Consider the following 20,416-nt stretch of genomic DNA (forward strand, 5'->3'; position numbering starts at 1 on the left):
GCGCTGCGTGGAGCAGATCTGCGTGGTGACGACCGTGGTGGACGCGCGCTCGGTCGCGGACGTGTTGGCGGCGACCGCCGTGGCCGGGCGGCTGGCGGCCTGTGCCCAGGTAGGCGGGCAGGTGGACAGCACCTACTGGTGGCAGTCCGCGATGGAGACCAGTGCGGAGTGGTCGGTGCAGTTCAAGACCGCCCCGGACCGGGTGGACGCCCTCGTCGCCCAGATCCGCGCCAGCCATCCGTACGAGGTGCCGGAGATCCTGGTCAGCCGGGTGGCGAGCGGCAACCCGGACTACTCGACCTGGGTGCACGAGCAGACCCGGACCTGAGTACCCGCACTCTGGCCGGTGGTTCCCGGCCGGGGCAGGATGACCGGGTGCAGACCATCGGCTACCCCTGTCCGGCGTGCGCGGCACCGGCTGACCTGACCGCCGGCTGTCGGGCCTGCGGCCGGGGACCGGACCCGACCGCGGCCGAGGTGGTCCGGCTCGACGGGGAGATCACCGCCCTGGCCGGGCGGGTGGAGCAGGCGCGGCGGGCGTACCTGGATCTCGGCGTGGCCCTCGGCGCGGCCCAGCGCCGCCGGGCCGACCTCGCCGCGCGGGTCCGGGCGAGCAGGACGGCCCCCGCGCCGGCCGTGGCGACCCCGCCGCACCCCACGGTGCGCCCGTCCCGGCCCACGGCGGCCCCGACCCCGTCCGCCCCGATCCAGTTCGTCCCGACCCCGTCCGGCCCGCCTCCGGTCGGCCCGGTCGTCGCCGGTCCGGTTCCGGTGGGTCCGGTGCCGGTCGGTGCGGCGGCGGTGGGGGGCCGCGCCGCCGGACAGCGGGAGACGTCCGCCCGGACCGTGCAGGGGGTGCTGTTCGTCCTCGGCGGGCTGCTGCTCGGCACCGCGGCGATCGTCTTCACCGCGGTCGCGTGGGCGGCGGTGGGCATCATGGGCCGGGCGCTGATCCTGGCGGCGGTCACCGCGCTCGCGCTGGCCGTGCCGGCGGTCGTGGTGCGCCGGGGACTGCGCGGCACCGCGGAGACCGTCGCCGCGGTCGGGCTGCTGCTGGTGCTCCTCGACGGGTACGCCGCGTGGACGGTCGACCTGGCCGGGGTAGCCGGTTGGCCGGGAACCCGGTACGTCGCGCTGGTCGGGGGGGTCAGCGCGGCGGTCGCCGCCGGGTACGCGCTGCTCACCCGGCTGGCGGTGCCCTGGTTCGTGGCGCTGCTCGTGGCCCAGCCGGTGCTGCCGCTGCTCGCCGTCGAGGCCCGGCCGGGCGTCGCCGGATGGACGCTGGTGTTCGCCGGAGTCGCCCTGGTCGACCTGGCCGTGGTCGGCGTGCTGTCGCGCCGGTTCGGCCCCGCCCGGCTGCGCGGCGGCCGGGCCGGACCCACGTCGACCGGCAGCGTCCCGTCCGGCACCGTCCCGTCCGCCGGTCCGACCGGTGCCGTTCCGCCGGTCGCACCGGCCGGCACTGTTCCGCCGGGTGGACGGGCCGGCGCGGGTGGGGCCCTGGTCGTCGCGGGCCGGCTCACCGCCTGGGCCGGTTACGCCCTGGCGCTGGCCCCGGCGGCGGTCTGCGCGTTGGCCGCCCTGGTGCAGGGGGAGGCCTTCGGTACGCCGCTCGCGGCCGGGCTGCCGCTGCTGGTGGTGGCGATGATCCTGACCGGAGCCGCGCTGGTCGCCGGCGGCCCGGTGCTCCGGGCGGTCGCCGCCGCGTTGCTGGTGGTCGTCTCGGCTCCGGTGGTGCTCCGTCCGGTGGCCGAACTGCGTTCCTCGGTGCTGCTCGTCACCTCGGCGGTGGTGGTGATAGCGCTCGCCGCCGCCGTCCGGGCACTGCCCGCCGGGCTGCGCAGCGGCCCCCGGGCCGGCGCGCTGGTCGTGGCCGGGGTGATGGCGCACGTGGTCCTGGCGCCGACCGGTGGGCTGGCCGCCGCCGCGGTGCTCCGCTCCGCTCCGCCCTGGCAGGGCGCGACAGCCGGTCCCGATCTGCCCTGGGGATGGCAGCTCCCGGTCGCCGTGCTGCTGACCGTCGGGGCGGGTCTGCTCCTGCTGCCCCGGGTCGCCCGGTTCCCGGTCGTCCTCGGCGGCGGCGTGGTCGCGGTGCTCGCCCTGCCGGCCGTCCGGCCTACGCCCTGGCCGGTGGCGGTGGCCCTCGGGCTGGCCACCGGGGCGGTCCTGCTGCTCGTGGCGGTGTTCCGGCCGGGTGGCCGGGCGTACCAACCGTTGCTCACCGCCGTCGCCGGTGTCTTCCTGACCGGGCATGCCCTGCTCGTCGGCCTCGCCGCGCCGGTGGGGGCCGGTGCGGTCCTCGTCGGCATCATGATCATCGGACTGGTGGTGGCCGGCCGGGCACGGCAGCTGACGGGACCTGTCCGGCAGGTGGCCGGCCCGGCGCTGACCGTGGCGCTGCTCGCCGTACCGGCCCTGGTGGTGGTGACGCAGGTCGAACTGGACCCGTCGCTGTCCTGGCGGCTGCGCGGGCCGGCCGTCGCCGTCGGGCTGTTGCCCCTCGCGCTGGTCGCGGTCCGTCGACACTGGCCCGACCTCCAGCGGTACGCCGGCGCCGCGCTGGCCGGGGCGCTCCCGGTGGCCGGCCTCGCGCCGGTGGTCGTACCGGCCGGAGAATCGGTGCCGCTCTACCTGGCGGCGGCGGTGCTGGTAGCGGTGGTGGGGGCCGCCGTGGTTCGCCCCGCCGGTGGCCTGCGGGTGGTCGGCGTCGCGCTGACGGTGGCGGCCGGCGTGGCCCTCGTCCCGGCCGCCTTCCGGGTGCTGGTCGCCCCGTACGGCTGGCTCGGGTCGGTCTGGTCCGGCGTACCGGACGGGGTCGGACTGGCGCCCGGGGTGACTCCGCCGGGAATCTCCGCCGGGGCGGCTCTCCTGGTGCTGCTCGCGGCCGTGGCGCTGGCCGCCCGGCTCACCCCGCTCGGCCTGGACCGGGCGCTGCTGGTCGCCGTGCCGGTCGGTGCGGTGGCCGTGCCGGTGCTCCTCGCCGGGGCCGGCGTGCCCTGGCCGGTGCTGCCGGCGGTGTCCCTGCTGCTCGGCGCGGCAGCCCTGCTGGTCGCCACGCTCACCCCCGCCTCCACGGCTGTGGCACCTGCGCCGGCTGCCGGGTGGGCGCGCCCGGCCCCGCGCCGGCTGCTGCTGCCGGTGCTGGCCGGTACCGGACTGCCCCTGGCCGCAGCCGGGTTGGCCGGTCTGCTGCCGACCCGCGCCGGCACGCTCGCCGGGCTGGGGCTGACCCTGGTGGTCGCGGTCGTGGTGGGCGTCGCCGGTCGGGCCGCCACCGTCCGTCCGGTCGGCTGGGCGGGCGCGGCCCTCACCGCCACCGCCTTCGCGGTCACCGCCACCCGCGCCGCCGACCTGCCCCTGCGCACCGCCGGATCCGCCGTGCTCGCGGTGGCCGTGCTCGTGCTGGGCACCGCCGCCCTGCTGGCCCGGCGGCGACCCGGGGAGGGACTGGTGCTGGATGCTGCCGCCCAGGGCGTCGCCCTGACGGCGCTCCTGCTCACCGTCGGGTCGCGCCGGCACGCCGCCCTGGTCTGCGTGCTCTGGGGTACCGCCGTCGCGCTGCGGGCGCTGCGACCGGGCGAGTCGGCCGGTCGGCGGTGGATCTTCGCGGCCATCGCCGGGGGCAGCGAACTGCTCGGAGCGTGGCTGCTGCTCACCGTCGCGGAGGTCACGCTGCTGGAGGCGTACACGCTGCCGGCGGCCGGACTGGCCCTGCTCGCCGGGCTGGTCGCGCTGCGTACCCGGGCGGGCGTGAACAGCTGGACCGCCCTCGGCCCCGGGCTCGCCGCGGCGCTGCTGCCGAGCCTGGCGTCGGTCCTGGTGGGCGCGGATCCGCAGCCGTGGCGGCGGCTGCTGCTCGGTGCCGGTGCGCTCGGTGTGGTGCTGTTCGGCGCGGTCCGGCGCTGGCAGGCGCCGGTCGTGCTCGGCGGGGTCAGCCTGGTCCCGCTCGCCCTGCACGAGGTCGTCCGCAGCTGGGACCTGGTGCCCAGGTGGATCTTCCTCGCCCTCGGCGGTCTCGCGCTGATCGGACTCGCCACCACCTACGAGCGTCGCCGTCGGGATCTGGCCCGGCTGCGTTCCGCAGTGGGGAGAATGGGGTAGGGCCTGCCCTACCCATCATCCGGGGGATCGCAGGATTACCCAGCGCAACTGTCGTTCGGAGACTGGGTTCGGGCCGCCGGTCGGCGGTCCGACCAACCGAGGAGACGAGGACACAGATGACGCTCGGTTCGGTGGCGGACTCCCCGATACGACGGGGCAGTGACTACGCACGGTTGGCCCGGCGGATCAACGAGGCCGGCCTGCTGGCGCGACGGCCCGGCTGGTACGTGGTGAGCGGGGCGCTGACGGTGGCCCTCTTCGTCGGCGGCTGGGCGATGTTCGTCGCGGTCGGTGACAGTTGGGCGCAGCTCGGCGTCGCCGTGCTGCTCGCCGTCGCCACCACGCAGGTCGCCTTCCTGGGGCACGACGCGGGGCACCGGCAGATGTTCCGTCGACGTGGCGCGAGCGAGGTGGTCGGGCTGCTCGCCGGCAACCTGGCGGTCGGGCTCAGCTACGGCTGGTGGGTGGACAAGCACAACCGGCACCACGCCAACCCCAACCACGAGGGGGAGGACCCGGACGTCGGCGCGGGTGCGCTGGTCTGGACCCACGAGCAGGCGGCGGCGACCCGGGGCTTCGGGCGGTGGCTGGCCCGGTGGCAGGCGTGGCTGTTCTTCCCGATGCTGCTGCTGGAGGGGCTGGCGTTGCACGTGTCCAGCGTGCGCGCCGTCGTCGGGCGGGGCCCGGACGGCCGGTTCCGGACGCCGATGCGGCACCGGACGGTGGAGGGGCTGCTCCTGGCCGTGCACCTCGTGGGCTACGTCGCGCTGGTGGGCAGTGTCCTCTCCCCGGGGCGGGCGTTGGCGTTCGTCGCCGTGCACCAGGGGCTCTGGGGGCTCTACATGGGCTGCTCGTTCGCCCCGAACCACAAGGGCATGGCGATGCCGACCGAGGCGGACGACCTCGACTACCTGCGCCGACAGGTGCTCACCTCGCGCAACGTGCGGGGCAGCCGCCTGGTCGACGTCGCGCTCGGCGGCCTCAACTACCAGATCGAGCACCACCTCTTCCCGAACATGCCCCGGGGCAACCTGCGCCGGGCCCAACCGATCGTCCGCGCGTACTGCGCCGAGCAGGGCATCCCGTACGTCGAAACCGGCCTGTTCGAGTCGTACCGGCAGGCGCTGGCCCACCTGCACGAGGCCGGTCGCCCGGTGCGGGGCTGACCACCGCGCGCCCCGGGAGCTACCGCGCCGCTCCGGCGTCGTCGCCCCTCCGGTGCTCGCCGTCCGTCGCCGCTCCGGCACTCGCCGTCCGCCGGACGGTGTTCGGCGGTGGCCCGTTGCCGGTGCTCGCCGTTCGGGCGCAGCGGGGGTCGGCGCGGCCCCGGTAGGGTGCTGACCATGGCAGAGGTGCTCACCGCAGAGGCGGTACGAGACAGACTGGCCGCGTTGGCGGACTGGACGGGCGACCCTGCCGGCATCAGTCGCACCGTCCAGCTCGGCAGCTTCCCGGAGGCGATCGCGGTCGTCGACCGGGTGGCCGAGATCGCCGAGGAGCGGGACCATCACCCCGACATCGACATCCGGTGGCGGACCCTGACGTTCCGCTGCACCACCCACTCCGCCGGCGGTGTCACCGAACGTGACGTCGAGCTGGCCCGGCGGATCGACGAGATCGTCCGGAGCGCGCGATGAGATTCGAGATCAGCAAGGTGCTGGACGCGATCGAGGGACGTGTCTGCACCGATCCCGCCCTGGCCCGAGCGGTCGTCGATCTGGCCGAGGTGATCCGCTACCAGGATCTGGACGCCGGTCGGCCGGCGAGCATGCTGCGGCTCGGCATGGTCATCGACGCGCTGGCCCGCCAGCTGGAGGAGGACAGCGTCCCGGTCTACGCGGTCGTGCACCGGGCGCTGCTCTCCGACGCCGACCTGACCTCGAACGAGCGGATGGTGGTCCGCCGCTGGGCCGACGACGGCCTGGTGGAGGTGCTGGACCAGCCGGGTGACCGGATCCTGGAGGTCGCCGACCTGCTCGGTCTGCCGGTGCTCAGCCGGGCCCGCTTCGACGGGCTGCGCGGACGCTACCCGTGGGTGGTCGAGCAGCCGGGCCGGGTGGTCGCGCCGGTACCGGGACAGGGCGGCCCGACGTTCGCCGCGCACGTCGGCCCGGGTACGACCCCGGTGGCCGGCGAGCCGTCGCCGGTCGGGACGAAGCTGCTCGCCCGGCTGTGGCGCTGCCCCGAGCCGGGCTGTGCGCTCTTCGGCTCCGGGGGTGGCGGCGGCGCCTTCGCCGACCTGTCCCCCCGTACGGAGCGGAGCCCGGCCGCCCAGCCGCCGCCCACGCTGCGGACGGGCGCGCCGACCTGTCCCCGGCACAACACCCGGCTCGGTGACGCCGGGGCCCGCCCCCGGACCGAGGTCCTCGCGGTGCGTATCGGGGGCCTGGTCCGGCGTCGGTTCGTGCTCACGTCGGACGAGCCGGTGCTGGTGGGCCGGGCACCGGACCAGGCCAGCGGGATCGTGCTCGGCCAGTGGCTCAACGACGAGGCCCGGCGCTGGATCAGCCGCAGCCACCTCAAGTTCGAGCTGCGGGCCGGCACGGTGGTGGTCACCGACGTGAGCACCAACGGCAGCGGGATCCGTCCGGGCGGCTCGATGGCCGAGGCGGAGCGGATCCCCCTGGCCCCGCAGCAGTCCCGGGTGCTGGACCCGGGCGACATGGCGGAGCTGTATCCGGGGGTGCAGATCGGCCGACCGGGCGAGTTGCCCGCCGGTGCCCCCTACACCCCCGCCTCGGTGATGGCCGAAGCCCCCACCATGGCCATGCGCCTGCCCCGCCCCTGACCCCTGCCTCTCGATACCCGAGCACGAGATGGGCGGCGCTCCCGGGAGCGCCGCCCATCTCGTGCTCATCGAACTGGCCGGCGCGGAGCCGGGGTGGAACGGGGATCAGGAGGTGCCGGTGAGGACGGCGGTGAGCTGGGCGAGGGCGTGGTCGATCTCCTCGGCGGTGATCGTCAGGGGCGGGGCCAGACGGATCGTGGAGCCGTGGGTGTCCTTGGCGAGGATCCCCCGCTGCATCAACCGCTCGCACGCCTGACGACCGGTCATCAGCGCCGGGTCGATGTCCATCCCGGCCCAGAGGCCCCGACCCCGGACGGTGACCAGGCCCCGGCCGATCAGCTTCCGCAGTCCGGCGTGCAGCCGCTCGCCCAACTCGGCGGAACGGCGCTGGAACTCGCCGGTGGCCAGCAGCCGGACCACCTCGGTGGCGACCGCACAGGCCAGCGGGTTGCCGCCGAAGGTCGAGCCGTGCTGGCCGGGCTTGAGGACACCGAGCACGTCGGCGTTGGCGGCGACCGCGGAAACCGGCACGATGCCCCCGCCCAGCGCCTTGCCGAGCAGGTACATGTCGGGCACGACGCCCTCGTGGTCGCAGGCGAAGGTGTCGCCGGTGCGGCCCAGGCCGGACTGGATCTCGTCGGCCAGGAAGAGCACGTTGCGCTCGGTGCAGACCCGGCGCACACCCGGCAGGTAGCCCTCCGGCGGCACCACCACGCCCTGCTCGCCCTGGATGGGCTCGATCAGCACGGCGACCGTCTTGTCGTCGACGGCGGCGGCCAGCGCGTCCAGGTCGCCGTACGGGACCAGGGTGAACCCGGGGGTGTACGGGCCGAAGTCGTCCCGGGCGTCCTCGTCGGTGGAGAAGCTGACGATGGTGGTCGTCCGGCCGTGGAAGTTGCCCTCGGCGACGACGATGTTCGCCTGCCCGGCCGGTACGCCCTTGACCTGGTACCCCCACTTGCGGGCCACCTTGATGGCGGTCTCCACCGCCTCCGCGCCGGTGTTCATCGGCAGCACCAGCTCCTTGCCGCAGAGCTGGGCCAGCTCCCGGCAGAAGTCGGCGAACTGGTCGTGGATGAACGCCCGGCTGGTCAGGGTCAGCTTGTCGAGCTGGGCGTGCGCGGCGGCGATCAGCTGCGGGTGCCGGTGGCCGAAGTTGAGCGCGGAGTAGCCGGCCAGGCAGTCGAGGTAGCGCCGCCCGTCCACGTCGGTGAGCCAGGCACCCTCGGCGGACGAGATCACCACCGGCAGCGGGTGGTAGTTGTGCGCGGTCCACCGTTCGGCGTCCCGGACCGCATCCGGTGTCCGCAGCATGTCGTCGACGATCACTTGCCTGCCTTTCCCTGACGGAGTCGCAACGTGCAGCACTTCGGGCCACCGCCGGCCTTGCGCAGCTCGGACAGGTCGACACCGATGGTCTCGTAGCCCCGGTCGCGCAGTTGTGCGGCGAGGTCGGTGGCCTGGGCGGGCAGCACCACGTGCCGGCCGTCGCTGACCGCGTTCAGCCCCAGCACCTCGGCGTCGGCCATGGTCGCGTGCACCGCGTCCGGGAAGAGCCGGCGCAGCGCGGCCCGGCTGCCCGGCGAGAACGCCTCGGGCAGGTACGCCACGGTCCGCTCGTCGAGCACGGTGAGCGCGGTGTCCAGGTGGTAGAACCGGGGGTCGACCAGTTGGAGGGTGATCACCGGATACCCGAAGACCTCCTGCAACTGGGCGTGCGAGGCGTGCGCGGTGCGGAACCCGGTGCCGGCGAGCAGCAGGTCGCCGGCGAGCAGAATGTCGCCCTCACCCTCGTTGACGTGCTTCGGGTCGTGCATCTCGAAGCCGGCGGCCTCGAACCAGGACCGGTACGCGGGAGCCTCGTCGGCCCGCTGCGGGTCGCGGAACTGCACCGCCATCGCCCTGCCGTCGATCACGGTGCCGCCGTTGGCGGCGAAGACCATGTCGGGGAGACCGGGCACCGGCGTGATCTCCTCGACGGCGTGGCCGAGGTCGCGGTAGGTCTGCCGCAGCTGCTCCCACTGCCGGATCGCCAGGTCGGCGTCGACCGGCGCGGTGGGGTCCATCCAGGGGTTGATCGCGTAGTCGACGGCGAAGTACGTCGGCCGGCACATGAGAAAGCGCTGGCTGGTGGCGTCCATCGTCATTGTCCTGCTCCCGGGGGTCGGGCGCGCCCGGCCACTCGCGGCCTGCGGGCTGGCGCCGTTACGTCAACGCTATTCGCCCGAGAGCAGCGGTATCCACCCGTGAGGATTGCGTGAAGCGCAGGTTCATTGCGTCTGTGGGGGAGTAGCCCGGCGATTCGTTGCGTCAGGGCCCAGGCGTGTCGCAGCGGTCAGGACGCGGACCGGCGAGCGGGGCCGACGGCGTCGACCCCGTCGACCCCGGACATGTTTCAGGGGCGGCGAACCGCCGCCCCTGAAGAGATATCGCCCCCGCTGGTGAACCACCAGTTTGATCGGGCCCGACCGGTGAACCACCGGCACCGATAACAGTGCCCGTCAGACCCGGTCGACAAACTGTGAGTCAAGCCACTCCCGGAGACGGTTGACCACGTCGCCGTCGGTGGTCGGCCAGTCGTACTGGCCGGTCATCGCGAGCACGCCGAGCACCACGGCGGCGAGCCCGGCCGCGATGCCGAGCAGCGCGTCGGTCTTGCCGGCGACGTGGCGGCGGCGGGTGGCCATCAGGCCGAGGACGGCGAGCACCGCGCCGACCGCGCCGACGGCGATGCCGTACCCGGCGAGCGTGCCGGTGAGCACGAAGAGCAGCCCGACCACCCCGACGATGAGGCCCAGGGTGGCGAGCAGGCTGGCCCGTGGCTTCTTGCCGGCGGCCACCACCGCCGGCTCCGGGACGGGCCGGTCCGCGACGTCACGCGTCGGGTCCGGAGCATGCCGGTCCGCGCGCTCGAGGTCCGGATGGTCCCGGTCGACCGGACGCTCCCACGTCGGGTCGACCGGACGCTCCCGGGTCGGCCGCTCCAGGTCGGAGGTCCGCTCCATGGTGCTGGCGGTCGCGGTGCCCGTGGTCGGACCGGGCTCCGGTCGGGCGGCGTTCCGGTCCGGGTCCGCCTCCGTCGGGCGGGCGGTGGCCGCCCGCGCGGTCGCCGCCCGGGCCTCGGCCCGGCGCTCCGCCTCGGCCTCCCGGGGGTCCTGGACCCGCGTGGCCACCGACGGCGCCTCGGTCCGGTGGTCAGGGCCGTCGACGGTCGCGGCGGCGCTGCGGTACGTGGTCCGGTCACCGCCCCGGTCGGTGCCCATCGGTTCGGCGACCGGGGCGCTGGCCGGCGCGGTGGACGGCTCCCGGTCAGCGGGGCCGACGGCCTCCGGGGCGGTCCCGTTACCGTCCTGGGTGGCCGATTCGTTCCGGCGCGACAGCAGGGGAATCTTCACGACGAACACCTCCTGGTCGGTGCGTGGAGACCTCGGACGCGCCGCCGGCTGCCACGCGGTGATACCTCATGACGTACCCCCGCCCCTGCGCCGGCACACCTGTCCCCTCCCGGCGCCCCTCGACGGAAGTGCAGGTGAACGAGGGGCCGACCGGTTCGTTTCCCGCCTGGCGGGGCCGGACCGGCCGTAGGATCCTCAGCCGTGACCGGTGCGGGCAGCGACGACGACCGTGCTCCCGGTGCTGCCCGCGCAGGCAGCGACGGCCGTGCTTGTGGTGGCCGCGCCGGCAGCGACGGCCGTGCTCCGGGTGGTCGCGCCGGCCGCCACGACCGTGCCCCCGGTGTCCGGGGCCGCGTGGTGATGCTGGTCGACAACGCGGTGCACGGCGACTCCCGGGTGCAGAAGGCGGCCCGCTCGGCCGCCGCCGCCGGCTGGCACGTGACGCTGCTCGGTCGCTCGCCGGACGGCGTACCGCACGAGTGGCGGCTCGGCCGCGCCGAGGTGCGGCTGCTGCCGATGGGCGGCCCGGCCGGCGGGACCCGGGGACGGCGGGGACGCGCGGCGTCGGCGCTCGGCCCGCTGCGCGGGCCGGTGGAGTCGACGTACACCCGGTTCTGGTCGGTGGTCATGCGGGAGCGGGCCTGGCGGCGGCTCGAACCGTCCCTGTGGCAGTACGAGCGGGCGTACGGACCGGTGGTGGATGCCCTCGCACCGGACCTCGTGCACGCCCACGACTTCCGGATGCTCGGGGTGGGCGCGCGGGCGAAGCTGCGGGCCCGGGAACAGGGCCGGACCGTCCGGCTGCTCTGGGACGCGCACGAGTTCCTCCCCGGCCTCAAGCCCTGGCGGGACAACGTCCGCTGGCTGCCCGCCCACCGGGCACACGAACGGGAGTACGCCCCGTACGCCGACGCGGTGGTGACCGTCTCCGACGAACTGGCCCGGCTGTTGCAGGCCGAACACGGGCTCGCCGAGCGGCCGGCGGTGGTGCTCAACGCCCCGGACCCGCCGGACGGCGCGACCGGGACGGGGTCCCTGCGCCAGCGGTGCGGGATCGGGCCGGAGGTGCCACTGCTGGTCTACAGCGGGGCGGCGGCCCCGCAGCGCGGGCTGGGCGTGCTGGTGGAGGCGCTGCCCCGGCTGCCCGGCGCGCACCTCGCGTTCGTGGTGAACCGGCCGGACGGTGACTACGTCCGGAGCCTGATCGCGCAGGCGGGGGACCTCGGCGTCGCCGACCGGCTGCACGTCGGCGGCTACGTCGCCGCCGACGAGGTGGTGCCGCTGCTCGCCGGGGCGGACGTCGGGGTGATCCCGATCGAGCACTGGCCGAACCACGAGATCGCCCTGATCACGAAGTTCTTCGAGTACTCGCACGCCCGGCTGCCGATCGTGGTCAGCGACGTACGGACCATGGCGGAGACGGTCCGCCGTACCGGCCAGGGCGAGGTGTTCCGGGCCGGCGACGTCGCCGACCTGGTCCGCGCGGTCCGGACGGTGCTCGCCGACCCGGCCCGCCACCGGGCCGCCTACGACGTACCGGGCCTGCTGGAGTCCTGGTCCTGGCCGGCGCAGGCCGAGGTGCTCGACCGGGTCTACACGGCCCTGCTGCCCGCCGACCGACCCCGTCACCGCTGACCAGCGGGTAGCGCCGGTCGTCCGGCCGGAGGTTCTCGCGCTGGGCGGGCAGGTGCCACCGACGGGTCGCTATGGGGCGGGTCGGGATGACTGGGGGTATATGAGTGTTCACGCATACGGCGCGTGGGGGTGGTGGAAACGTTCTTGACCGGCCGGTTGGTTGATCTTAGGTTCTCGGCGCCCCTTAATTGATCATTCCCTCGCTGGAGCCCTGGTGCCTGCTGAACGCCGTGTACGCGCGCGTCGTCGTCTCCTCTGGTTGACGCCTGTCCTGGCCGGCGTCTTGGTGGTGTCGATGGCCGACTTCGTGCCGGTGGCGCCGGCTGCGGCGGTTCCCGGGAACGGGGGCGTCGGGGACCGGTCGGTGGCGGTGTCGGCGGTGCGGGCCGAGCAGTCGCGCCGGACGGAGGTCCAGCGGTGGCAGGCCGCGTCGGTGACCTTCCCGAAGGCGGCGTCGGTGATGGTGGACCTGCCGGTGCAGGCGTCGGGCGGCCGGCTGGGGACCGCGACCGTGGGCGGGCTGCCGGTGACGGTGTCGTCGGTGGAGCTTCCGTCGGACGTGCTGTCGGGTCGCGCGGTGTCCGGTCGGGCGGCCGGTCAGGGCGCGCCGTCCAGGGTGCGGGTCGAGGTGGTGGACCGGGCGGCGGCGGCTCGGGCCGGGGCCACGGTCGCCCTGAGGCTGTCCCGGGCGGACGGTCTGTCCGGCGAGGCCCGGGTCAGAGTGCAGGTCGGGTACGGCGACTTCCGGGACGCGTTCGGCGCGGACTGGGCGAACCGACTGGGCGTGGTGCTGCTGGCCGATTGTGCGGCGACGACGCCGGAGAAGGACGCCTGCAAGAGCCGCTCGCGGTTGGCGTCGGTCCACGACGCCTCGACCTCGACGGTGTCGGCGGACGTCGACCTGATGGCCGCACCCGCAGGGACCGGGGGTGAGCCGCTGGTCGAGCCGTCGCCGGTGGAGGCGAGCCCGGCGACGGTGGGTCTGCCCTCGGTGCAGGTGGCGGGTGCGGACTCGCCCATCGCCCAGCCGCCCTCCCCGCCGTCCGATCCGGAGCCGGTCCCGCCGGCCGGTGCAGGCCCGGCGTCGGCCACGGCAGGCGCGGATGACGGTGCGGTCATGGTGGCGTTGGTGGCGGGTGCGTCGTCGGAGACGGGGACGTTCGCGGCGACACAGTTGTCGCAGACCGCGTCCTGGCAGGCGGGCGGGTCGGCGGGCGGCTTCTCCTGGTCGTACCCGGTGACGGTGCCGTCGGTGCCCGGCGGCCTGACCCCGTCGGTGTCGCTGGGGTACTCCAGCGCGGCGGTGGACGGACAGACGGCCAACAACAACACCCAGCCCGGGTGGATCGGCGAGGGCTTCGGCTACGAGCCGGGATTCATCGAACGCTCCTACCGGCCGTGTGACGAGGACACCAACGTCACGCCGTACTGGCCGACCACGGCGTCGATGAAGGACCTGTGCTGGCGGCTGCCGAACGCGCGGCTGATGTGGAACGGCAAGTCGACCGAGTTGGTGCCGGACGACGCGAGCGGCTCGCCGCACGTGGCGACGCCGAAGGTCTGGCACCTGGCCGACGACGACTCGACGAAGGTGGAGTACGTCTCCGACAACGGGACGGGGATCACCGGGTACTGGAACAACGAGCGGTGGAAGCTGACCACCAAGGACGGTACGCAGTACTGGTTCGGGATGTCGGCGGTGCCTGGCTCCGGGGCGGCAACGTCGTCGGTGCTCGGGCTCGCGGTGATGGGGAACCACCGGTACGAACCGTGCTTCTCGGCGGCGGCGGTGACGTCGTCGTGGTGCCGTATCGCCTACCGCTGGAACCTCGACTACGTGGTCGACCCGCACGGCAACGCGATGTCGTACCACTACAACCGGGAAACCAACGGGCAGCGAATCTTCAACTCGGACGCGTCGTTCGTCGGCTACTACCGGGCCTCGACCCTGGCCCGCATCGAGTACGGCCTGCGCGCCGGCGCCCCGGAGACGGTCCCCGCGTCGGCCCGGGTCGTGTTCACCTCGTCGGACCGGTGCTGGGAGAACTGCTCCTCGCACGGCAGCAACTGGCCGGACGTGCCGTGGGATCTGGAGTGCACGGCGTACCCGTGCGACGGCCCGACGTTCTGGTCCACGAAGCGGCTGACCAGGATCGACACGCAGGTGCGGTCCGGCTCGTCGTACCGGACCATCGATTCGCACGCGCTGAACTCGACCGCGCCGGGCACGGGGCACGCTGGCGTCGTCGGTGTCCTGGCCCTGATGTCCATCCAGCGCACCGGTTCGGACTCGGGCACCGGAGTGACCGGCGGGAACATCACCACCCCGGCGGTGCAGTTCGACTACGGCGCGTCCATGCAGAACCGGGCGCTGTTCGAGACCGGCTCGGGTGCGGCAGAGTCGTGGAAGTTCCGACTGCGGCAGATCGACACCGAGGCCGGCGGCCAGATCAAGATCGGTTACAGCGGAGCGGATCCGGCGTGCGTGGGCGCGCAGACCACCCCGAACCCGGACAGCAACCCCCGGCGGTGCTTCCCGCAGGAGTACCAGGGGTCCTGGACGTGGTGGCACAAGTACGTGGTCACCCAGGTCATCGAACACGACACCCGGGGCGGCGCTCCGGACGTGGTCCGTGGCTACTCGTACAACATCACCCTGGACGGGCTGCGCGGCGGTGGTGGGTCGATCGGCTCGAACACCTCCGTGCTGTGGCGGCACGACCTCAACGCCTTCGCCACCGGACTGGCGCACCGGACGTGGTCACAGTGGGCCGGTTATCCGCTGGTGACCGAGACGGTCGGGTCCGGGTCGACGGCGTCGAAGACGACGAGCCTCTACTTCCGGGGCCTGGACGGCGACCGCACCGACCTCGGTGACGGCACCCGCAGCGTCACCACCACCGACACCGACCACGCGCCGGCCGGCGACGCCGCCTACCGGGGCGGGTTCCTCAAGCAGCGGATCACCTTCAACGGCGCGGCGGTGGCGGTGAAGGAGTTCTTCGACCCGACGTCGACCCGGACCGGGCTGCGGACGTTGAACGCGAGCTGGGCGGCCTCCGCCCCACTGGAGGCGTGGCGTACCCACACCGGCTGGCGCAAGTCGATGACCTGGGTGGCCGCGACCAGCGCGTGGCGGATCACGCAGACCCGGTGGCCCAGTTACGACGCCCACGGCAACGCCCTCCAGGAGGAACAACTCGGCGATCTCGGCACCAGCGCGGACGACGCCTGTGTCCGGACGACGACGAACCTGAACACCGGCGCGGACCTGCGCCGCTTCGACGGCGCGGCGGGCGCGGCGGCGCAGGGCACCTGGCTCGCCGACTTCGGCGGATTCGACCAGGCGTTCACCGGTGGGGACGTCAGCGGCGACGGCAAGACCGACCTGCTGGCCCGCCGCCGCAGCGACGGGGCGCTGTGGGTGTTCCGGGGCAACGGCACCGGCGGGTTCGACGCCGGCACCCAGGCGCTCACCGGCTGGAACATGTACGACAGCCTGCTCTCCCCGGGCGACTTCACCTCGGACGGCAAGAGCGACGTGATCGCCCGCAAGCCGGACGGCACGCTGTGGCTGCACACCGGCAACGGCACCGGCGGGTTCACCGCCACCGGAGTGCTGGTCGGCAGCGGCTGGGACACCTTCGACAAGCTCTTCTCCGTCGGTGACTTCTCCGCCAACGGCGTCGGTGACGTCATCGCCCGTACCCCCGAGGGTGACCTCTACCTGTACTCGGGCAACGGCTCGGGCGGCTGGACCAACGGCAACGGCGGCACCCTGATCGGTACCGGCTGGCAGGGCTTCGACGTGATCACCGGCTGGAAGGACTACTCCGGCGACGCCTACCCCGACATCCTCGTGCGCGGCGGCGGCGGATTACGCCGCTACCCGGGCAACGGCGCCGGAGGCTTCCTCACCGGTTCGGCCGACCTGCACTACGGCATGGCGGCCGGTGACACCGGCGGGGAACTGATCGCGGTCGGGGACATCACCGGCGACACGAGCCGGGACCTGATCGCCCGGATGCCGATGTACCAGGCCGGCACGGTCAAGCGGCAGCAGAGCACCGCCGGTACCTGCGCGGACACCCCCACCTTTCCTGCCGACGCGGTCGCCGACGTGCGCTACCACTACGACCAGCCGGGTGCCTCGTCCCCGAACCTGGACCGCAAGCCCTCCCAGGGGAACATCACCCGGGTCGACAACGTCGTCGACCACACCGGCGTCACCCCGAACTGGACCACCACCAGCGAGGCCGCCCACGACAGCCACGGCCGCCCGACCAGCGCCAAGGACGCCCTCGGCCGGGTCACCACCACGGAGTACACCGAGACCACCGGCCTGACCACCCAGATCCGGGTCACCAACGCGCTGTCGCACACCGCCACCACCAACCTCGCCCCCGGCCGTGGCCTGCCCGTCACCGTCGTCGACCCCAACACCAGGACCAGCACGGCCCAGTACGACTCCCTGGGCCGGCTGACGAAGACGTGGGCGCACCGACCCACCTCGGAGACCCCCGACGCCGAGTACACGTACAGCCTCAGCAACACCGCCGCGTCGTACGTCACCACGAAGGCGCTCGGCCCCAACGGAACCCAGGTGGTCTCCCACCAGATCCTGGACAGTCTGCTGCGTCCCCGGCAGACCCAGACCACCGCACCGGACGGCAAGCGGGTCGTCACCGACACCGTCTACGACAACCGGGGCCTGGTCGCCAAGGCGTCGCAGTTCTACAACAGCGCCTCCGGTCCCACCACCACCCTGGTCACTGCCGCCGACACCGCCATCGAGCGGCAGACCCGCTTCACCTACGACGCGCTCGGCCGGCAGACCGTCACGGCCACCTGGTCGCTGAACGTCCAGAAGTGGCAGACCACCACGGTGTACGACGGCGACCGCACCGCCACCGTCCCGCCCACCGGCGGCACCACCGTGCAGGACCTGGTCGACGCACACGGCAACGTGGTCGAGAAGCGCCAGTTCCACATCCACGGCAACCTGACCGGTGGCCATGACGCCACCACCTACACCTACAACCTGCGCGGTGACCTCACCGGCATGAGCGACCCGGCCGGCAACGACTGGAGCTACACCTACGACCTGCTCGGTCGGCAGACCCAGGCCGTCGACCCGGACGCCGGCACCACCACCACCGAGTACCACGACAACGGCCTGGTGGAGGCCACCACCGACGGGCGCAACAAGCGGCTGCACTACACCTACGACAACCTCGACCGGCGTACCGCCGTCCGCGAGGACTCTGCCACCGGCCGGCTGATGGCCGCCTGGACCTACGACACCGTCGCCAAGGGCCAGCTCACCAGCGCCACCCGGTACGACACCGACGGGCTCGCCTACACCACCAGCGTCGGCTCCTACGACCACGCCTACCGGCCGCTCTCCTCCACCGTCACCATCCCCGCGTCCACCGCCAACGGCGCCCTCGCCGGCACCTACAGCACCACGGCGACCTACAAGGTCAACGGGGCGCCGGCCACCGCCAGCCTGCCCGCCGTCGGCGGCCTACCCGCCGAGACGCTCACCTACGGCTACCTGAGCCAGGGACTGCTGACCTCGATGGGCTCGGCCCAGCAGACCTACCTGGCCGACGTCGACTACCACTACGACGGCCTGCCCCAGCGCACCTTCCTCGGCGCGGCCGGCAAGCAGGTCCGACTGAGCGCCACGTACGACCCGGCCACCCGCCGCCCGACGATCGCCCAGGTCGACACCGAGAACCAGACCACCGCCGGCACCTGGGTCGACCGGTACACCACCGAATACGCGTACCTGAACAACGGCGCGATCAGCATCATCGGCGGCAAGACCAACGGCCTCCGCGACCAGGTCGAGTGCTTCCGCTACGACCACCTCCAGCGGATGACCGAGGCGTGGACCGAGGCGGCCTGGAGCTGTGCCACCCCGCAACGTGCCGGAGCCGACCCGTACTGGCGGAAGTGGACCTTCGACAGCGTCGGCAACCGCACCACCCAGACCGACAAGCACCCCGGCGGCACCGACACCACCTGGACCTACACCACCCCCGCCGCCGGGCAGCCCCGACCGCACGCGGTCACCGGCGTGACCGCCACCGGCCCGCAGGCCGGCACCCCCACCCGCGCGTTCAGCTACGACAACGGCGGCAATACGCTGACCCGTACCTCCAGCACCGGCACCAGCCAGACCCTGACCTGGGACGCGGAAGGTCACCTGGCCACCCTCACCGAGGGCGGCCAGACCACCAGCTACCTGTACGACGCCGACGGCAACCGGCTCATCTCCCGCGCCCCCGGCAAGACCACCCTCTACCTCGGCAGCACCGAGCTGGTGGTCACGCCGTCCAGCGGCGGCCCGCTGGGCACCCGCTACTACGACGCCGTCGCGGTACGGGACGCCACCGGTGTCCGGTGGACGGTGAACAACCACCAGGGCAGCGGGCAGGTCCAGATCCACGCCGGGACGCTCGCCAGCGAACGCCGCCGGAACCTGCCGTACGGCGAGGAGCGCAGCACGACACCGGCCACCTGGCTCGGGACGAAGGGTTTCGTCGGCGGCACGGTGGACGCCACCGGCCTGACCCACCTCGGGGCCCGCGAGTACGACCCGACGCTCGGCCGCTTCATCTCCGTCGACCCCCTACAAGACCTCGCCGACCCGCAGCAGTGGCACGGCTACGCCTACGCCAACAACAGCCCCATCACCTTCAGCGACCCCTCCGGTCTCTACGCCTTCGAGGACGTGGATGGCGGTGGGTTGATTGCTTACGACAATGTGGTTTCCGGAGGAAGCGGCAATTCCGGCGGAGGAAACCCGAGCAACTACGGTGCCAATGGCGGCAACGGTGGGGGCGGCGACGGACCCGGTAAGCCCGGCAGCACCTCCACGCCGGAACCGGAGCCGTTCGCGTTCTACGTCACCTCCTACTACTGTCAGTACGGCTATTCGCCCGGCGGATGCCACATCACCTCCCGCTCCGACGAAGATATCGCTCGCGCGTACGCGGCGTATTTGTGCCACTACTATCAGGAATGCGGCGCCGATAACGCCTACCGGGCCGGGACAACCAAAACCGCACACGAGATCTGGAGCAACGTCCCGATCCTTGGGATTCCCTCCAGCATGTGGTTGGCCAATGATGCTCTCAAGCGCGGTGACTACGTCGGTGCCTCCCTCGAACTCGTCGGGCTGGTACCTCTCGCCAAGGGCCTGAAGGTCGCGAAGGGCATCAAGGGCGGCAAAGCTACGTCCTGTCACAAAAGCTTCAGCGGTGACACCGAAGTCCTGATGGCGGACGGCACCACCAAGTCCATCAAGGACGTCAAGGTCGCCGACTTCGTGTTCGCCACCGACCCGGCTACCGGGGAGGAGGGCCCCCGCGAGGTCACCCACGTGTGGGTTCACGAGGACCAACTCGTCGACCTCAAGGTGGATGGCGGCGACATCACCACCACCGAGGACCACCCCTTCTGGAACGTGACCGACCAGCAGTGGCAGGAAAGCCAGAACCTCGACCTCGGCGACCACCTCTACACCGCAACCGGAAAGTACCTCGTCATCAGCGGCCTCAACTGGGCCACCCTCCACCACGGCGCCGCCTACAACCTCACCGTCGACGACATCCACACGTATTACGTGCTCGCCGGCGCGAACCCGGTACTCGTGCACAACACCGGGCCGGGAGAATGTATCCCTGGCTATGAGAACCCTGGACATCACGATCCGCATGGCGGGCCGAACCCATACAATCCTAATAAGGGCGTCCTGCCGGCTGACGCGGCGGAGCAGTTTCAGAATAGTGTTCTTGTCGGCGAGGTTCGTTGGACGAAAATTGGTTCCGGCAAGAAAGCTGTCTACTACAGATATTCCAACGATGAGCATGGGAACTGGCACTGGAGCGGCAGCTCCAACGGACGTGATAATCGAGGTAACCCAGTGGAGATTCCGCTGAATCATATTCCTATTCAGGTTCGGCGGAGGTGAAGTTTGATATTCCTGGATGACAGTGGCCAGTTCGGATTGCTGGTGACTCCTCTCGCTGGCCATCGCATGTTCCGCTTCCAGCTCATCGTCGAGGGTCAACTGATTGGTGATAGTGAGGGGTGCATCCTTGGTTCGGTGATGGCGCAGCTCAAGAATCGGCCACGTATCGACGATGAAAGGCTTGATCTGCTGGGCATTGAATCCGCCCAGTTCATGGAGCTGCTGGCCGACGATGAGTTTCTTCATGATTCGACTATAATGTCGAGTGTTGAGTCACTGGACCGGTGGACAGTGTACAGTTATGTGCGCAAAAAGCGATTCGTCATCGTGGCGCAAGAAGTGTCGACACGAGAGTCGGGGCCAATTCTAACTGCGAGTGTCGATGAAGTTGCTTTCAATTCTATAGTCGACGCTGCCCGAGGTTATTGGCTAAATTCTCAGTGACGCGATGGCTGATCGCCATGGTACTGCGCGCGAGGGTTAAACTGGCGGATGGCGCACCTGGTGGGCTGC

Annotated in this window: 11 protein-coding genes; 8 read left to right on the forward strand and 3 right to left on the reverse strand. The window is 72.4% G+C overall.

Annotated features, from left to right (window positions below):
* The first annotated feature begins 7 nt into the window (after window positions 1-7).
* The 5 genes from cutA to AB0F58_RS15770 all read left to right on the forward strand — a co-directional run bounded on the left by cutA (window position 8) and on the right by AB0F58_RS15770 (window position 6,889).
* The gene (gene cutA / locus AB0F58_RS15750) at window positions 8-328 is read left to right on the forward strand and encodes a divalent-cation tolerance protein CutA (protein ID WP_357142827.1); all 321 of its coding nucleotides are present in this window, start codon (window positions 8-10) and stop codon (window positions 326-328) included.
* A gap of 47 nt (window positions 329-375) precedes the next feature.
* Window positions 376-4,101, forward strand: a complete 3,726-nt coding sequence (locus AB0F58_RS15755) for a hypothetical protein (RefSeq protein WP_357142829.1) — start codon at window positions 376-378, stop codon at window positions 4,099-4,101.
* Window positions 4,102-4,217: 116 nt separating this feature from the next.
* Window positions 4,218-5,267 carry an acyl-CoA desaturase gene (locus AB0F58_RS15760; protein ID WP_357142831.1) on the forward strand — a complete coding sequence of 350 codons (1,050 nt, stop codon included), beginning with the start codon at window positions 4,218-4,220 and terminating at the stop codon, window positions 5,265-5,267.
* 177 nt (window positions 5,268-5,444) lie between these two features.
* Window positions 5,445-5,738: a 4a-hydroxytetrahydrobiopterin dehydratase gene (locus tag AB0F58_RS15765; protein WP_357142833.1), complete on the forward strand. Its 294-nt coding sequence runs from the start codon at window positions 5,445-5,447 to the stop codon at window positions 5,736-5,738.
* Window positions 5,735-6,889: an FHA domain-containing protein gene (locus tag AB0F58_RS15770; protein WP_357142835.1), complete on the forward strand. Its 1,155-nt coding sequence runs from the start codon at window positions 5,735-5,737 to the stop codon at window positions 6,887-6,889. Before AB0F58_RS15765 ends, AB0F58_RS15770 begins: the two co-directional genes overlap by 4 nt.
* 105 nt (window positions 6,890-6,994) lie before the next feature.
* On the opposite strand, the gene rocD is transcribed toward AB0F58_RS15770, so the two are convergent.
* The 3 genes from rocD to AB0F58_RS15785 form a co-directional block, all read right to left on the reverse strand.
* Complete coding sequence (gene rocD, locus AB0F58_RS15775; RefSeq protein ID WP_357143244.1) at window positions 6,995-8,215, reverse strand: ornithine--oxo-acid transaminase; 1,221 nt, start codon at window positions 8,213-8,215, stop codon at window positions 6,995-6,997.
* A complete protein-coding gene (ddaH, locus tag AB0F58_RS15780; RefSeq protein WP_357143246.1) occupies window positions 8,215-9,030 on the reverse strand; it encodes a dimethylargininase in 816 nt (271 codons plus the stop codon). Before ddaH ends, rocD begins: the two co-directional genes overlap by 1 nt.
* A 360-nt stretch (window positions 9,031-9,390) precedes the next feature.
* The gene (locus AB0F58_RS15785; RefSeq protein ID WP_357142837.1) at window positions 9,391-10,284 is read right to left on the reverse strand and encodes a thrombospondin; all 894 of its coding nucleotides are present in this window, start codon (window positions 10,282-10,284) and stop codon (window positions 9,391-9,393) included.
* A gap of 360 nt (window positions 10,285-10,644) precedes the next feature.
* On the opposite strand from AB0F58_RS15785, the gene AB0F58_RS15790 reads away from it, so the two are divergent.
* From AB0F58_RS15790 to AB0F58_RS15800, 3 genes are all read left to right on the forward strand, one after another.
* Window positions 10,645-11,919 (forward strand): glycosyltransferase family 4 protein, encoded by a 1,275-nt coding sequence (locus AB0F58_RS15790; RefSeq protein ID WP_357143248.1) that lies wholly within the window; start codon window positions 10,645-10,647, stop codon window positions 11,917-11,919.
* A 295-nt stretch (window positions 11,920-12,214) separates the two neighbouring features.
* Window positions 12,215-19,903, forward strand: coding sequence for a polymorphic toxin-type HINT domain-containing protein (locus AB0F58_RS15795; RefSeq protein WP_357142839.1), 7,689 nt, complete (start codon window positions 12,215-12,217; stop codon window positions 19,901-19,903).
* Between the two features lie 3 nt (window positions 19,904-19,906).
* Window positions 19,907-20,347 (forward strand): hypothetical protein, encoded by a 441-nt coding sequence (locus tag AB0F58_RS15800; RefSeq protein ID WP_357142841.1) that lies wholly within the window; start codon window positions 19,907-19,909, stop codon window positions 20,345-20,347.
* Window positions 20,348-20,416: the final 69 nt, after the last annotated feature.

The organism is Micromonospora sp. NPDC023956 (genome assembly GCF_040639195.1).
GTDB lineage: Bacteria > Actinomycetota > Actinomycetes > Mycobacteriales > Micromonosporaceae > Micromonospora.

Excerpts from the sequence above, each read along its gene's own strand:
- AB0F58_RS15790 (WP_357143248.1), top strand. The coding sequence starts at position 10,645 with ATGCTGGTCGACAACGCGGTGCACGGCGACTCCCGGGTGCAGAAGGCG.
- AB0F58_RS15795 (WP_357142839.1), top strand. The coding sequence starts at position 12,215 with ATGGCCGACTTCGTGCCGGTGGCGCCGGCTGCGGCGGTTCCCGGGAAC.
- ddaH (WP_357143246.1), bottom strand. The coding sequence starts at position 9,030 with ATGGACGCCACCAGCCAGCGCTTTCTCATGTGCCGGCCGACGTACTTC.
- AB0F58_RS15760 (WP_357142831.1), top strand. The coding sequence starts at position 4,218 with ATGACGCTCGGTTCGGTGGCGGACTCCCCGATACGACGGGGCAGTGAC.
- AB0F58_RS15765 (WP_357142833.1), top strand. The coding sequence starts at position 5,445 with ATGGCAGAGGTGCTCACCGCAGAGGCGGTACGAGACAGACTGGCCGCG.
- AB0F58_RS15770 (WP_357142835.1), top strand. The coding sequence starts at position 5,735 with ATGAGATTCGAGATCAGCAAGGTGCTGGACGCGATCGAGGGACGTGTC.